14 protein-coding genes are annotated in these 13,673 nt (G+C 60.1%); 2 read left to right on the top strand and 12 right to left on the bottom strand.

Features of this window, described 5'->3' with window-relative positions; genetic code table 11:
• Positions 1-101: 101 nt before the first annotated feature.
• From maiA to A9G06_RS14620, 10 genes are all read right to left on the bottom strand, one after another.
• Positions 102-737 (bottom strand): maleylacetoacetate isomerase, encoded by a 636-nt coding sequence (gene maiA, locus A9G06_RS14575; protein ID WP_005361400.1) that lies wholly within the window; start codon positions 735-737, stop codon positions 102-104.
• Positions 738-876: 139 nt separating this feature from the next.
• Complete coding sequence (locus tag A9G06_RS14580) at positions 877-1,872, bottom strand: fumarylacetoacetate hydrolase family protein (protein ID WP_069555691.1); 996 nt, start codon at positions 1,870-1,872, stop codon at positions 877-879.
• Between the two features lie 10 nt (positions 1,873-1,882).
• Complete coding sequence (locus tag A9G06_RS14585; RefSeq protein WP_069555692.1) at positions 1,883-3,034, bottom strand: homogentisate 1,2-dioxygenase; 1,152 nt, start codon at positions 3,032-3,034, stop codon at positions 1,883-1,885.
• A complete protein-coding gene (gene hppD / locus A9G06_RS14590) occupies positions 3,027-4,163 on the bottom strand; it encodes a 4-hydroxyphenylpyruvate dioxygenase (protein ID WP_058056156.1) in 1,137 nt (378 codons plus the stop codon). The genes A9G06_RS14585 and hppD overlap by 8 nt, the downstream gene beginning before the upstream one ends.
• Before the next feature lie 224 nt (positions 4,164-4,387).
• Positions 4,388-5,056, bottom strand: coding sequence for an HAD family hydrolase (locus tag A9G06_RS14595; protein ID WP_069555726.1), 669 nt, complete (start codon positions 5,054-5,056; stop codon positions 4,388-4,390).
• A gap of 26 nt (positions 5,057-5,082) precedes the next feature.
• The gene (locus tag A9G06_RS14600) at positions 5,083-5,742 is read right to left on the bottom strand and encodes a TIGR01621 family pseudouridine synthase (RefSeq protein WP_069555693.1); all 660 of its coding nucleotides are present in this window, start codon (positions 5,740-5,742) and stop codon (positions 5,083-5,085) included.
• A gap of 176 nt (positions 5,743-5,918) precedes the next feature.
• Positions 5,919-6,611 carry an ABC transporter permease gene (locus A9G06_RS14605; protein WP_005337302.1) on the bottom strand — a complete coding sequence of 231 codons (693 nt, stop codon included), beginning with the start codon at positions 6,609-6,611 and terminating at the stop codon, positions 5,919-5,921.
• A 3-nt stretch (positions 6,612-6,614) separates the two neighbouring features.
• Positions 6,615-7,355, bottom strand: a complete 741-nt coding sequence (locus A9G06_RS14610) for an ABC transporter permease (RefSeq protein WP_005352911.1) — start codon at positions 7,353-7,355, stop codon at positions 6,615-6,617.
• Positions 7,356-7,570: 215 nt separating this feature from the next.
• Positions 7,571-8,344: an ABC transporter substrate-binding protein gene (locus A9G06_RS14615; protein WP_069555694.1), complete on the bottom strand. Its 774-nt coding sequence runs from the start codon at positions 8,342-8,344 to the stop codon at positions 7,571-7,573.
• 49 nt (positions 8,345-8,393) lie between these two features.
• Entirely contained in the window at positions 8,394-9,164 is a 771-nt protein-coding gene (locus A9G06_RS14620) for an ABC transporter ATP-binding protein (RefSeq protein WP_005337310.1), read from the bottom strand.
• A 533-nt stretch (positions 9,165-9,697) separates the two neighbouring features.
• Here A9G06_RS14620 and A9G06_RS14625 point away from each other — a divergent pair.
• Complete coding sequence (locus tag A9G06_RS14625; protein WP_069555727.1) at positions 9,698-10,600, top strand: lysine exporter LysO family protein; 903 nt, start codon at positions 9,698-9,700, stop codon at positions 10,598-10,600.
• A 97-nt stretch (positions 10,601-10,697) separates the two neighbouring features.
• Here A9G06_RS14625 and iadA read toward each other — a convergent pair whose 3' ends face one another.
• A complete protein-coding gene (iadA, locus tag A9G06_RS14630; protein ID WP_069555695.1) occupies positions 10,698-11,828 on the bottom strand; it encodes a beta-aspartyl-peptidase in 1,131 nt (376 codons plus the stop codon).
• A gap of 66 nt (positions 11,829-11,894) precedes the next feature.
• Entirely contained in the window at positions 11,895-12,674 is a 780-nt protein-coding gene (locus tag A9G06_RS14635; RefSeq protein WP_069555696.1) for an ABC transporter substrate-binding protein, read from the bottom strand.
• Positions 12,675-13,063: 389 nt separating this feature from the next.
• On the opposite strand from A9G06_RS14635, the gene A9G06_RS14640 reads away from it, so the two are divergent.
• The gene (locus A9G06_RS14640; RefSeq protein WP_069555697.1) at positions 13,064-13,672 is read left to right on the top strand and encodes an ACP phosphodiesterase; all 609 of its coding nucleotides are present in this window, start codon (positions 13,064-13,066) and stop codon (positions 13,670-13,672) included.
• Position 13,673 lies beyond the last annotated feature (1 nt).

Here is a 13,673-nt window from a genome sequence, read left to right on the forward strand (position 1 = left end):
GCCAGCAAACTGGTGTGCCGTTAACGAACAAGGGCCCCACACAGTGGGGCCCTTGTTTATGAATGGCGTGTTGACGCCATCCCGCGATTCAAGTCAGTAGGTCACTGCGCGTCCGGCTGGTTGGCGGGGGCCGCCTTGATAAAGGCTTGCAACTGTTCGCAGTTGGCGACGATGCGGCGGATAGTGGGGTAATCGTCCAGGGTCATGTCGTAGCGGCGGGCATTGTAGACCTGGGGCACCAGCATGCAGTCGGCCAGGGTCACTTCGTTGCCGACGCAGTAGACACCGGCGGTGGTCATCAACAGCTGTTCGAGGGCAGTGAAAGTCTCGTCAATCCAGTGGCGATACCAGCGGGCCTCCTGCTCGTTGTTGGCCCTGAAGTGCTCTTCCAGATAGTTGAGTACCCGCAGATTGTTGAGCGGGTGAATATCGCAGGCGATCATGTTGACGATCTGGCGCACCCGGGCCCGCGCGTCGGGGGAAGAGGGCATCAGGGAGTAGGCGGGATAGGTCTCGTCAAGGTACTCCATGATGGCGACCGACTGACCGATCTGCACATCGCCATCCACCAGAAACGGCACCAGCCCTTGCGGATTGATCCGGCGATAGGCCTTCTCGCTCTGCTCGCCTTGCCGCAAATTGATGGGATGCTGCTCGTAGGCGAGCCCCTTGAGCTGCAACACGATCCGCACCCGAAAACTTGCCGATGAACGCCAATAGCCAAACAACTGCAACATAATCTGTCCCTGCATCTTATCTGGGCCCGAAGCCCGGCAGGTGCTCGCCACCTGCCTCCTTGTGTACCCGGCACCGGTTGAGGACTCGTCGTGATCCGGACATATCCCGAATATCCTTGCCGCCAACCGGCGCTGGCCATCAACCTCCCTGACCGCTCGCTGGCACCACCTGTTGAGAGATAGTGCCAAACAGGTTTTGGCCAGAGCGATCTTCCATCGCGATCGACACTCTATCACCAAACTGCAAATAGGGGGTTATAGCTTGATCACAATCAAGAATTTCCAACATGCGGCGCTCGGCGATGCAGGATGAGCCGGCACTGCGATCGTAGTTGGAGACAGTGCCGGAGCCGATGATGCAGCCAGCGCCAAGGGGACGGGTCTTGGCGGCGTGGGCAATCAGTTCGAAGAAGTTGAAGGTCATGTCCACCCCGGCTTCGGGCGCACCAAACAGGGCATCGTTGAGGTGGGTCAGAAGCGGCAGATGCACTTTGCCATCGCGCCACGCATCCCCCAGCTCATCCGGGGTGATGGCCACCGGCGAGAAGGCGCTGGACGGTTTGGACTGGAAGAAGCCAAAGCCCTTGGCAAGCTCCCCCGGAATGAGGTTGCGCAGGCTCACATCGTTGACCAGCATCAGCAATTTGACGTGGCTGGCGGCCCCCTGCGCGCTCACCCCCATCGGCACATCGTCGGTGATGATGGCTACCTCCGACTCGAAATCGATCCCCCACTCCTCCGATCCCATGACAATCGGCCCACGGGGAGCCAAAAAGCTGTCGGAGCCCCCCTGATAGATCAGCGGATCGTGCCAGAAGCTCTCCGGCATCTCGGCGCCGCGGGCCTTGCGCACCAGCTCCACATGGTTGACGTAGGCGCTGCCATCGGCCCAATGATAGGCACGCGGCAGCGGAGAGAGGCAAGACGCTTCATCAAAGGGGAACGCCTCTACCGCACGGCCCTCGTTAAGCTGCTGATAGACAGCCTCCAGCCTGGTGGCAACCTCGGCCCACTCGTCGAGGGCAGCCTGCAAGGTGGGGACAATCTCGCTCACCCGCACCGCCCGGGTCAGATCCCGACTCACCACCACCAAAGCGCCATCGCGCTTGCCATTGTTCAATGTTGCCAATTTCATAAGCGATTCCTTATTTGCCGGCAGCAGCGTCCGGGCGCTGCCAGCTGGAGACATACCGGGTGTTCTCGATCCGTTCGCAGAGGCTACCGACGTTCAGCGCATCGCGGGTATCGAGCATGACCGCCACCTCGTCGGTGAACTTCTTGGCATAGGCCTGCCCCGCCGCAAACGCCTTGGGATGGGGGCCGTGGGTGAATCCGGCGGGATGGAAGGTGACCATGCCCCGCTCGATATTGTCCCGGCTGAAGAAGTCCCCGGCGTGGTAAAAGAGCACCTCGTCGTAATCGTCATTGCTGTGATAGAAGGGCACCTTGAGGGCGCCGGGATCGCTCTCGATGGGGCGTGGCACGAAGGTACAGATGACAAAGCGGCTCGCCACAAAGGTCGAATGAGCCGACGGCGGCAGATGGTAGCGGTGGCTCATCAGCGGGCGGATATCCCGCCAGTTGAGGCGCACCACGCATAAATCCCCGTGCCACCCTTGCGCATCCAGCGGGTTGAAGGGCCAGGTGATGACCGACACCTGATCGTGGCGTTTGACCTGCAGCGACCAGGGATTCTCATCCTGCTGGGCCAAAAAGCGCTCGTTGATGGCGGGCACATCCAGCGCCGCCGGGTCGAAGATGGCGTGATTGCCCACCAGCCCCTTGTCCGGCAGCTGGTAGCTGTCGTTGGTCGCCTCGATCATCAGGATGAACAGGGGCGCCGTCGGCTCGATGCGCCACATGGTGCCACGGGGGATCACCACGTAGTCGCCATCGCGAAGAGTCAGGTGGCCGTAGTCGCAAAAGAACTCGCCGCCCCCCTCGTGGATAAAGAGCAGCTCGTCGCCATCGGCGTTGCGCACCAGAAACGGCATCGCCTCGGAGAGCCGCCAGACTCGGTAGCGGCAGTGGGGGTTGCTGAGAATGTCGGGAGCCACCCAGGGAGAGAGTGAGCTCACCTCTTCCTGGAGGACATTGAGGTCAAACAGCCGTGGCCGCAGCGGCCCCTCCCAACTGCTCCAGTCGGTAGGGGCATGCTTGTGGTGCATGTGGGTGGCGGGGCCAAAAAAGCCGCTACGCCCCAGCTCGCGCTCATAGATGGCCTGTTCCGGCAGGTCGGCATGAGCCTGTCGGGAGTGGGTTCCCTCCCGGTGGGGAAAGTTAATCCAGTTACGCATTGCTCGCTCCCTCTTTGCGGGCACCCTTCTCATCCTCACCGCCATCCAGCACGCCGCGGCGGATCTGGTCCAGCTCGATCGATTCAAACAGTGCCTTGAAATTGCCCTCGCCAAACCCTTCGTTGCCCTTGCGCTGAATGATCTCGAAGAAGACCGGGCCAATCACGGTATCGGTGAAGATCTGCAGCAGGATGCCATCCTTGGTGGGGGAGCCGTCGATGAGGATGCGCAGCTCTTTGAGGGCCGCCAGATCCTCCTGATGCCCCTCGACCCGACTGTTCACCTTCTCGTAGTAGGTATCGGGCGTCGGCATAAAGCCGGTGCCGCGGCTGCGCAGGGTGCGGATGGTGTGGTAGATATCGCTGGAGGCCATGGCAATGTGCTGGATCCCCTCCCCCTTGTACTGGCGCAGGTACTCCTCAATCTGGGACTTGTCATCCGCCGACTCGTTGATGGGGATGCGGATCTTGCCGCAGGGGGCGGTCATGGCGCGTGAATGCAGCCCGGTCAGCTTGCCCTCGATATCGAAGTAGCGAATTTCACGGAAGTTGCCGATCCGCTCGTAGAAGTTGGACCAGACATCCATATTGCCGCGATGGACGTTGTGGGTCAGGTGATCGATCTCCATAAGACCGGCATCCACCTCGGCCATCCGGGCCTGCCAGTCGGGGTAGAAGACAAAATCCACATCATAGATGGAGCCCTTGTCGCCATAGCGGTCGACAAAGGAGAGCGTGCTCTCGCCGATACCGTAGATGGCGGGAATATTGAGCTCCATCGGCCCAATCTTGCCAACAAAGGGCTTGGCCCCCTTGGCGATGGCGTACTGCTGGGCCTTGCCCGCATCGCTCACCCGAAATGCCATACCGCAGACGCTCGGCCCGTGCAAGCTGGCAAACTGCTCCGCCTGGGAGTGAGGCTCGGCATTGACCACGAAATTGATATCCCCCTGCCGGTAGAGCCAGCACTGCTTGTGTTTGTGCTTGGCGACCTCGGCAAACCCGAGCGAAACGAACAGGCTCTTGAGGGCAGCAATCCCTTTGGCATCGGGGGCCGTGTACTCGACAAACTCGAAGCCGTCTGTGCCTAACGGATTGATGGTGTGAGTGGCGGAAGAGGTGGCATTCATCGGGCGCTCCTTGCTCTTGATTCGGTTAAAACGGATTGCAGCACCCAGCGGCGCGGCAAGTGTTAACAACTTGTTTCATTAGAAGCAGGGCGTAGCAGGAAGAGAAGAGGCAGGTTACAGATAGTTTTTCGCAGCTGGCAGCAAAGAATGTAAATGGATTGTGACATTTAAGCCGCAGCCTTGCGGTTCAAACGGTAACGACCCGCATGGCTGTCAGCTTTGCCTTACAGTTGCCAGTTTTTGACCATCAGATGGGGCAAGCAGGCCCGGGCCTTTTGCAGTCGCACAGGCGTCGGATTGATCAACCACGCCTCTTTCCCCAACCCCAGCAGCGGCAGATCGTGCAGGCTGTCGCTTAAGGCCAGCTCGGTATCGAGGGCGCAGATCTCTGGCAGCAGCTTGTGCTGACCGTGGCAGTAGAAGCGGGGCATCAGACCGCCAAGCCGGTAGTGCATCAGCGAGCCTATGGTGCGATAAGGCAAGTCTGCAGGCCGTTGCAGAGCAAACTGGGCCCGTACCAGCGCCCGCGGGCTGGCCGAGATCACCCAGCAGCGATGCCCTTCTTCTTCAAGCAGCCGATGCGCCTCGCGAAAGAGCCCCGGACGGGTGTGGCAGTAGGCGCGCACCAGCTTGCGCCAGCCGAGGGGAGAGAGCCCTAGGGTCATGGCCCACCAGATAAGGGAGATGCCGCGCCGCCGCTGGTTGGGCACCAGATAGACCAAACCACCCAGCGTAATCACCGGCAACAGCAACAGCGGCCAGATCCGGCGGCGCAGAATATAGCGCAGCAAGCCGGCATGGCTGTCGCCGGGGGCCAGGGTGTCGTCAAAGTCGGCCAGGATCCAGCGCGGCGCACGTCCGTCAGGATCACGCTCTTTCGCTGAATGGATCATGGCGTCAGACACTGGGCGCATAAGCATCAGGGCGCAAGGGCTGCGATGGCGGCCGTAAGCTCGGGAGTGACAAATTCACTCCCCACATCGGGCGGGCAAACAAAATCGAACGGCTCGCCCGCAAGAGTGAAGCTGAGTCGCCAGGCGTGCAGATAGCCACGATCGGCTGACGTACCGCCATAGCGCTCATCCCCGAGAATGGGGGCACCGATGCTTTTGAGGGCAACCCGGATCTGGTGGGTTTTGCCGGTCTGGGGCTTGATGCGATAGAGCCGCCCCCCCTCTCGCACCGACACCGAATCAAACCAGCTGATGGCGGGGTTATCCAGCGTGCGCGCCAGCATCCAGCTGCCGCCGCGCCCCTTTTGCATATCCCCCTTCACCCAACCCTGCTTCTTCTTGGGTTTGCGATCGGAGAGCGCCAGATACTGCTTGCTCACCTCACGGGCCGCAAAGGCCATGCTCAGCGCGCGGTTCGCCTCCGTGGTGCGAGCCAGCAGCACCAGCCCGGAGGTCATCTTGTCGAGCCGGTGCACCGGATAGAGAGTGAGCCCGGTATCGGCCTTCACGCGATTGACCAGCCCCGGATTGACCGACTCCCCGTCGCCCTTCTCGTCGTGCATGCCGATACCGGGCTGCTTGTCGATAACCAGGAAAGCGGGATGCTCAAACAATATCCGGTACATAAAACCTCGGGAACTGGGGGATAAGGCACGCAGCCAACGGCTGGCGGCGCTCGGGAGTGCTGCATTCTCCCTGCTTGTCCGCCATTTGGCAAACTGGGCGGGCAGAGGATGAAGATAAAAAATGGCCCCGCCTGCAACAGGCGGAGCCATTTTCGCTCATCTTGGCAGCTCACCCCTTACACATTGCGCGGGCGCAGGTGAGCGTGCCAGCGCGCTTCCCACTTCTTGAACAGCCAGACGATGACAAAGGTGAGCAGCATATAAAGCAGCCCCGCGGTCAAAAACGCCTCGAACGGACTGTAGTAGCGGGAGTTGATGATCCGCGCCGCGCCGGTCAGATCGACGATGGTGATGATGCCCGCCACCGCTGAGCCTTGCAGCATGAAGATCACCTCGTTGCTGTAAGCCGGCAGTGCCCGACGAAACGAGTTGGGCAAAATGATCCGGGTCAGGGTCTGCCAGCGAGTCATGCCAAAGGCGTTGGCAGCCTCAATCTGGCCGCGCGGCATATTGTGCACCGCCCCGCGCACGATCTCGGCGGTATAGGCGGCGGTATTGAGGGTGAAAGCCAGCAGCGCACAGAACCAGGCTTCGGAGAAGAGCGACCAGGCGGCACTGTTCTTCAGCCACTCCCACTGGGCGGCGCCGTAGTAGATGATAAAGAGCTGCACCAGCAGCGGGGTGCCGCGAAAGAAGTAGATATAGGCCCAGATCGGCCCCTTGATCAGCCAGTTGCGGCTATTGCGCAGGATGCCCATGGGCACCGCCAGCATTAACCCAAGGATCAGAGAGAGGGCCACCAGCCAGACGGTGGTATAGAGCCCCTCCCAATAGGTGGGCCACTCTTTGAGAATGATTGAGAAATCCATGGCTTACCTCGTCTTGATGGCGTAATGACGCTCGGCCCACTTGAGCGCCGAGGTGGAGACTGCGGTGAAGATCAGGAAGATCAGCGCCACCGCCATGTAGAAGGTGAAGGGTTGCTGGGTCGAGCCCGCCGCCAGCGAGGCTTTGCGCACCATGTCATCAAGGCCGATGATGGAGACCAGCGCAGTGGTTTTCAGCAGCACCAGCCAGTTGTTGCCAAAGCCCGGCAGGGCGTGGCGCATCATTTGGGGGAAGAGGATCCGCACAAACACCTGGGTTGCCCGCATGCCAAAGGCCCGTGCGGCCTCCAGCTCGCCTTTGTCCACCGCCAGAATGGCGCCGCGAAAGGTCTCGGTCATATAGGCGCCGAAGATAAAGCCGATGGTCGCGACACCGGCCACAAAGGGGCTGATGTCGATATAGTCCGGAAGCAGGGAGACCCACTCCTGATTGGGATTACTCTCCAGTAACCAGCTGTTGTAAGTCTCGTTGACCCAGGTGCAGATACCGTTGATCAGCACCTGGCCGCCAAAGAAGAGCAGCATCATCAGCACCAGATCGGGGATGCCGCGAATAATGGTGGTGTAGCCGGTGGCGATGGCCCGGGCCCACTTGTAGGGAGAGAGTTTGGCCAGCGCCCCCAGCATCCCCAGCAGCAACGCCAGCAGCAGGGAGGCCAGCGCCACTTCCAGGGTGACCCAGGCACCCTCCAGCAGCGAGGCTTCGTATCCTTTCAAATCAAACATATGCAGCTCCATTGCAACTTATCGAGTGGGCTGGTGCCTCTGAACAACAAGAGAACCCACATCCTTAACACGGCCAGATGCAGCTCCATTGCAATTAATAGGGCCCATCGCTCCACACGGAGAGAACGGGCCCGATGACGACTGACGAGGTGAGCCGGTCGGCCTGTTATTCGCTATCTATGTGGCGAATGACTCACCGTACACGACTCCGGTTTTTACTCGCCGTATACGTCGAACTCAAAGTACTTGTCGTTGATCGCCTTGTACTTGCCATTGGCACGCAGTGCCAGAATGGCGGCGTTGAATTTCTCTTTCAGATCCTTGTCAGCCTTGCGTACCGCAATACCTGCACCCTCGCCAAACCACTTGGGATCGGTCAGTTTCGGACCGACGAATTCAAAGGCATCGCCCCCCTCTTTCTTGAACAGACCGTCGGTAATGGCGGCGGAGTCGGCCAGCACATAGTCCACACGACCGGATTTCAGATCGAGATAGGCTTCATCGGCCGTACCGTAACGCTTGATGGTGGCGTTGGGGAAGTTGTCGGTAATAAAGGTATCCATGGAGGTCGCACGCTGCACCGCGACGGACTTGCCTTCCATAAAGGCTTTGTCGAGCTGCACATCAGTGCCCTTCTTGGCGGCAAAGCGGGCCGGAATGTGCTGGTACTTCTGGGTGAAGTCCACCTTCTTCTTGCGCTCTTCGGTGATGTCCATGGTGGCGATGATGGCGTCAAACTTGCGTGACAGCAGCGCCGGAATGATGCCGTCCCAGTCCTGCTTGACCAGGGTGCACTTCACTTTCATCTCTTCGCACAGGGCGTTGGCGATGTCGATATCAAAGCCTTTCACCTCGCCACTGGGCTCGGTCCAGGAGAAGGGGGGATAGGCACCCTCAACCCCGATCCGGACCTCTTTCCACTCCTTGGCCATCAGGCTACCGGACGCAAGGGCAGTAACTACGGCTGTCGCCAGCATCAGCTTGTTCATGTATCTCTCCTTGATAAAACAGTTGATTGGGTAACCAGGCATCCCGCCATCAGTAGATGGAGGAGATGAATTGCTTGAACCGCTCGGATTTGGGATGGGCGAAAATCTCCTTGGGGTTGCCCTCCTCTTCCACCCGCCCCTGATGCAGAAACATCACCTTGTTCGATACATCCCGGGCAAACGACATCTCGTGGGTCACCACCAGCATGGTGCGCCCCTCTTCGGCCAGCTCGCGCATCAGGCCGAGCACCTCCCCCACCAGCTCGGGATCCAGCGCCGAGGTGGGTTCGTCAAACAACATCACCTCGGGCTCTACCGCCAGCGCACGGGCGATGGCGGCCCGCTGCTGCTGACCACCGGAGAGGTGGCCGGGATAGTAGTCACGCCGCTCCCAGAGTCCAACCCGGTTGAGCAGTTGCTCTGCCTTGGCCAGTGCTTCGGCGCGAGGCACCTTGAGCACCTGGATCGGCACTTCGATAATGTTCTGCATGATGGTCATGTGTGACCAGAGATTGAAACTTTGAAACACCATAGCCAGGCGGCTGCGGATCCGCTCCACCTGACGCATATCCTCGGGCAACCGCTCGCCGGCGCGGCTGGTTTTCATCCGGATCAGCTCGCCATGGAGCGAGACGGTGCCGGATGAGGGGGTTTCGAGCAGATTGATACAGCGAAGAAAGGTCGACTTCCCCGAGCCGGAGGAGCCGATAAGGGAGATCACATCCCCCTTGTGGGCGGTCATGTCGATGCCCTTGAGCACTTCGTGGGTGCCAAAATATTTGTGCAGATCACGTACTTCCAGTGCGGCAACGTCGCTCATCCATTACAACCTTGTCTGTCCCTAGACGCCGCAGGGGGCGTGACTCAACCATCGTCCATTTAACAAAAAGTTAACCGATGGCAACCTTCAGCGAAAATATCACCCGGATAGTGAAAAAACAATACAGAACGAGGGTCTTCAGGGGATTCGCTCTATTTTTATTCGCTCTTTGCGTATTTTTCAGCACTTTGTTTGCATAAACAGCCGTTTCAATGGCTATTCCGATACCGCCTTTTTATACCCCAATCATATCAGTGGCAAGAGAAAAGCGTGATGTGTGCCAAACTGGCACCAAAACGGCTTTATGCATCCCCTTGCCGAGCGAAATATCGGCACCCCGATTGGATCAACTTGATTTCATTGGTGCAATCGGGCTCGCACAGAACCTTATCAAACAGAGAGTTTGTGGCGAAAAAGTAACAGTCCGCCCCCAAAAGGGCTGTTTTCGGCCATGAAAGCGATAGATATGTGACACAGAGCCAATAAGTAATGATAAGGTGGTGTTTTTATCAGTTTTTGTGATCGAGGCCTCGATGCTGCTCAATGTGTTGCTGATCCTGTTGCCACTGGCAATCGGCTATCTGATTCCCCTCTCCTCTGCCCGGCTGATCAAGCTGGTCAACCAGAGTCTGGGCAAGATGGTCTACCTCATTCTGTTCCTGATGGGGCTGGGGCTTGCCTATGTGGAGAACCTGGGCAGCAATCTGGCGGTGATCTTCAAGGTCGCCGGGGTGATGCTCACCGCGATCACGGTCTGCAACCTGCTGGCCCTCTGGTGGCTCGACAAGCGCACGCCGCCGACCCACGAGGCGAGCGATGCCAAGATGCCGGGCAAGTTGCACCTGTTGTGGGAATCCCTGCAGCTCTGCTTTGTGGTGCTCGGCGGTGTGCTGCTGGGTCTACTGGTAGATCTGCGCGCCCTGCCCATCGACAAGTGGAGCGAGTGGGCCCTGATGCTGCTGCTGTTTCTCATCGGGGTGCAGATGCGCAACTCCGGCATGCGGCTGCGCCAGATCCTGCTCAACCCCTGGGGGATGAAGATAGCCGCCACCGTCATCCTCAGCAGCTGGCTGGGCAGCCTGCTGGCGGCCCAGTTGCTGGAGATGCCCTTTGCCCATGGTCTGGCGATGAGCTCGAGCTTCGGCTGGTATTCGCTCTCCGGCATTCTGGTGGCCGACAAACTGGGGCCGGTGCTCGGTTCTGCTGCCTTTATCAACGATCTTGGGCGCGAGCTTATCGCCATTCTGATCATCCCGGTGCTGATGCGTCGCCACCCCTCGGCGGCCATCGGTTACGGTGGCGCCACGGCACTGGACTTCACCCTGCCGGTTATCCAGAAATCAGGGGGCATTCAGGTGGTGCCGGTGGCCATTGTCTCCGGCTTTATCCTGAGCCTGCTCGGCCCCATCCTGATCCTCGGGTTTCTGGCGATCTAAGCCTGATTCCCACATTGCAGATAAAAAAGCCCGACCTTGTTGTCGGGCTTTTGCTGTTTGGAGCAACCACGCACTGGCTGCGATATTGCTCGCAGCCTTATTCGCGCCACAGGCCGCCGCTCATCACCCTTTCGATAGCAAACGTCCGGTCGTGCACCAGCAGCAGATCCGCATCCTGCCCGACCCCGATACGCCCCTTGCTGCCAAGCCCCAGCGCCTGCGCCGGATTGCTCGTCACCGCGGCCAATGCCCTCTCCAGCGAGACACCGAGCCGGGTCGCGCGCACGCACTGCTGCCACAGGCTGGCAATCTGGCCGCAGCGCATCTCGATTAGCCGCCCTTCGCCATCAAAGCGCGGCAGGCTGGCGTTGGCATCCGAGCTGAAGGTGATGCGATCGGCAGGCACATTGGCGGCCAGCAACTCGACGAGCGCATCGGCGGCAAGCCGCTCGCCATCCTCCAGCAGATCGGGAAAGCTCGAGGTGGTGAGGTCGACCCAACCTCCCGCCTTGCCCCACTCGATGGCCTCGGCAAAGAGCCAGGGGTTGCGGTTGCAGTGAGTGGGATAGAGCTGGCGCAGCGGAATATCGGTCTTATCGCGCAGAGCCCGCAGGGGGGCCAATGCCCCCTTGCCATCCCCGACATGGAAGAAGCTGACCCCGCTCTTGCCCGCAAGCAGCCCGGCCACCCGCGCCTCGCTGGCAAGCCTGGCCAGCTCATCGTGGGTCGGCGCGCTGGATCTGTGGTCGCTGATGGCCACCTCCCCCACCCCCAATACCTCTGGGATCAGGACGATGTCCGACTCCACCGTGCCGGTCAGGGTCTTGACCGGTAGATGGTAGGAGCCGGTATACATAAAAGCGCTCACCCCGGCGGCGCGAAACTCGCGCACCTTGCCGAGCACCTGCGCGGGGGTGCGGGTCAGGCTGTCGGTGCCAAGCGCTGCCACCAGGGTGGTGACACCGGCCCTGAGTGCCTCGCTCGCCGCCAGTTCAGGGGTGCGAAAGGCAAAGCCCCCCTCACCGCCGCCCCCGGTAATATGGGCCAGCGGATCCACCAACCCGGGCACCAGATAGCGGCCACGACCATCGACCCGATGCAGCGGCCAGTTTGCGGGTACCGTCAACCCTTTGCCCATCCAGGCGATACGGCCATCGGCCACCAGCAGATCCTGCTGGCCAAGGTGGGTGGGGCTGAAGATCTCGGCTCCCTCGATCAGGGTCAACATGGCAATCCTCCTTGCTCGATTGTCGCTTGCCCAATGAAAAGAGAGGGAGCAAGCTCCCTCCCCCCGTCAACCACCATATATATCGTACTTGAAGTACTTCTGGTTGATCTGCTGATAGGTACCATTGGCACGCAGGGCCTTGATCGCCTCGTCCAGCTTGCCCTTGAGCTCCTTATCGCTCTTGCGCACGGCGATCCCCATCCCATCACCAAACCACTGGCGATCGGTCAGGGCAGGCCCCACATAGTCGAACTTGTCGCCCCCCTCTTTGCCAAGGAGCCCCTGCTCGATGGCAGAGGCATCGGCCAGCAGGGCCAGCACCCGACCCGCTTTCAGATCGAGATAGGCCTCATCGGCATTGCCGTAGCGGACTATGGTGACACTCGAGCCAAAATTGTCGGTCAGGTACTTGTCGTGGGTGGTGGCCCGCTGCACCCCGATGCGCTTGCCCGCCATGCCTTCCGGGGTCAGCGTCAGCTCGGTCCCCTTGGCCGCCACAAAGCGATTGGGAATATGGGCATATTTCTCGGTGAAATCGACCTTCTGGCGCCGCTCGTCGGTGATCGACATGGCGGCTATGATGGCGTCGTATTTGCGCGACAGCAGGGCCGGGATCATGCCGTCCCAATCCTGCGCCACCAGCTCGCACTTGACCGCCATCTGCTGACACAGGGCATTGGCGAGATCGATATCAAACCCCTTGATCTCGCCCGATGCATCGGTCCAGGAGAAGGGCGGGTAGGCCCCCTCCACCCCGAAACGCACGGTTTTCCACTCCTTGGCCATGGTGGGGGTGGCCAGCAGGCTGGCAACAAACAGGGCTGAGAGGGTCAGTCTGATCTTCATCTTGAGTACTCCATTACATAAAAAGCGCACAGGCGCGGACAAGGCATCGCAGGCGAATGCATACGATGACCAAAAGCGGCAAAATCTGGATGAGCGAGATCACGCCCGAGCGGGCGTCAGTGAACTGCTCCAGAGGTTCGATCTATTCGTCGAACCACTCGGAGAGATAGAAAGGCTTGAAGTAGAAGGCCAGAAAAAAGCCTCTGGCTTTGCGCATCATGGTGGTTTGTCGCGTCCTGTGACAAAGATGGCATCACCTTAGCACGCCCGAATTTTGCCCGGCAAGAGGCAGCCGCCGGGCATTAGCAAAATCCCGATCATGGTCAAGGCGGGCAGGATCCGTTAGGCTCGAAGCATCTTGCCATCCCATAACAGACCCACAGCGACCGATGAATTTTCTGGCCCATCTCCATCTGGCTGCACACACCCGAAGCTCCCTCACCGGCAATCTGCTCGGCGATTTCGTCAAAGGCACGCTGCCCACGGGGCTTGCCGCCCACTTCGATGAGGGGATCTGGCTACACCGCAAAATTGACGCTTTCACCGACAGCCACCCCGAGCACAAGGCGGCCGTCGCCTGTTTCGAGGCCCCCTGGCGCCGCTTTGGCGGCATAGTGGTGGATATGATCTACGACCACTGGCTGAGCCAGCACTGGGGACTGTTCAGCACCGAGCCCCTGCCCCGCTTCCTGCAACGCGGTTATGAGCAGCTATTGGCGGATCACCCACGCCTGCCGGACGGACTGCCACTCCCCCTCAAACGGATGGCCGAGCAGAACTGGATCGCCTCCTACCGCCACAGGGAGGGGCTGGGGCAAGCGCTAAATGGCATAGGTCGCCGACTGCGCCGCCCGGTACAACTGGGAGAGGCGCTGCTGACCCTCGATGAGTCCCAGTGGCAAACATGCGAGGCGGGATTTCTGCGCTTCTATCCCCAGCTGATGGACTTTAGCCAGCAGCAGCTGGCCCAATATCGGGAAGCCCAAGGGGCACAGTGAT

It is taken from the genome of Aeromonas sp. DNP9, from assembly GCF_001728955.1.
In the GTDB taxonomy this organism is placed as follows: Bacteria; Pseudomonadota; Gammaproteobacteria; order Enterobacterales; family Aeromonadaceae; genus Aeromonas; species Aeromonas veronii.

Coding starts and splice junctions, on each gene's coding strand:
- maiA (WP_005361400.1), bottom strand. CDS start 737: ATGTTGCAGTTGTTTGGCTATTGGCGTTCATCGGCAAGTTTTCGGGTG.
- A9G06_RS14580 (WP_069555691.1), bottom strand. CDS start 1,872: ATGAAATTGGCAACATTGAACAATGGCAAGCGCGATGGCGCTTTGGTG.
- A9G06_RS14585 (WP_069555692.1), bottom strand. CDS start 3,034: ATGCGTAACTGGATTAACTTTCCCCACCGGGAGGGAACCCACTCCCGA.
- hppD (WP_058056156.1), bottom strand. CDS start 4,163: ATGAATGCCACCTCTTCCGCCACTCACACCATCAATCCGTTAGGCACA.
- A9G06_RS14595 (WP_069555726.1), bottom strand. CDS start 5,056: ATGATCCATTCAGCGAAAGAGCGTGATCCTGACGGACGTGCGCCGCGC.
- A9G06_RS14600 (WP_069555693.1), bottom strand. CDS start 5,742: ATGTACCGGATATTGTTTGAGCATCCCGCTTTCCTGGTTATCGACAAG.
- A9G06_RS14605 (WP_005337302.1), bottom strand. CDS start 6,611: ATGGATTTCTCAATCATTCTCAAAGAGTGGCCCACCTATTGGGAGGGG.
- A9G06_RS14610 (WP_005352911.1), bottom strand. CDS start 7,355: ATGTTTGATTTGAAAGGATACGAAGCCTCGCTGCTGGAGGGTGCCTGG.
- A9G06_RS14615 (WP_069555694.1), bottom strand. CDS start 8,344: ATGAACAAGCTGATGCTGGCGACAGCCGTAGTTACTGCCCTTGCGTCC.
- A9G06_RS14620 (WP_005337310.1), bottom strand. CDS start 9,164: ATGAGCGACGTTGCCGCACTGGAAGTACGTGATCTGCACAAATATTTT.
- A9G06_RS14625 (WP_069555727.1), top strand. CDS start 9,698: ATGCTGCTCAATGTGTTGCTGATCCTGTTGCCACTGGCAATCGGCTAT.
- iadA (WP_069555695.1), bottom strand. CDS start 11,828: ATGTTGACCCTGATCGAGGGAGCCGAGATCTTCAGCCCCACCCACCTT.
- A9G06_RS14635 (WP_069555696.1), bottom strand. CDS start 12,674: ATGAAGATCAGACTGACCCTCTCAGCCCTGTTTGTTGCCAGCCTGCTG.
- A9G06_RS14640 (WP_069555697.1), top strand. CDS start 13,064: ATGAATTTTCTGGCCCATCTCCATCTGGCTGCACACACCCGAAGCTCC.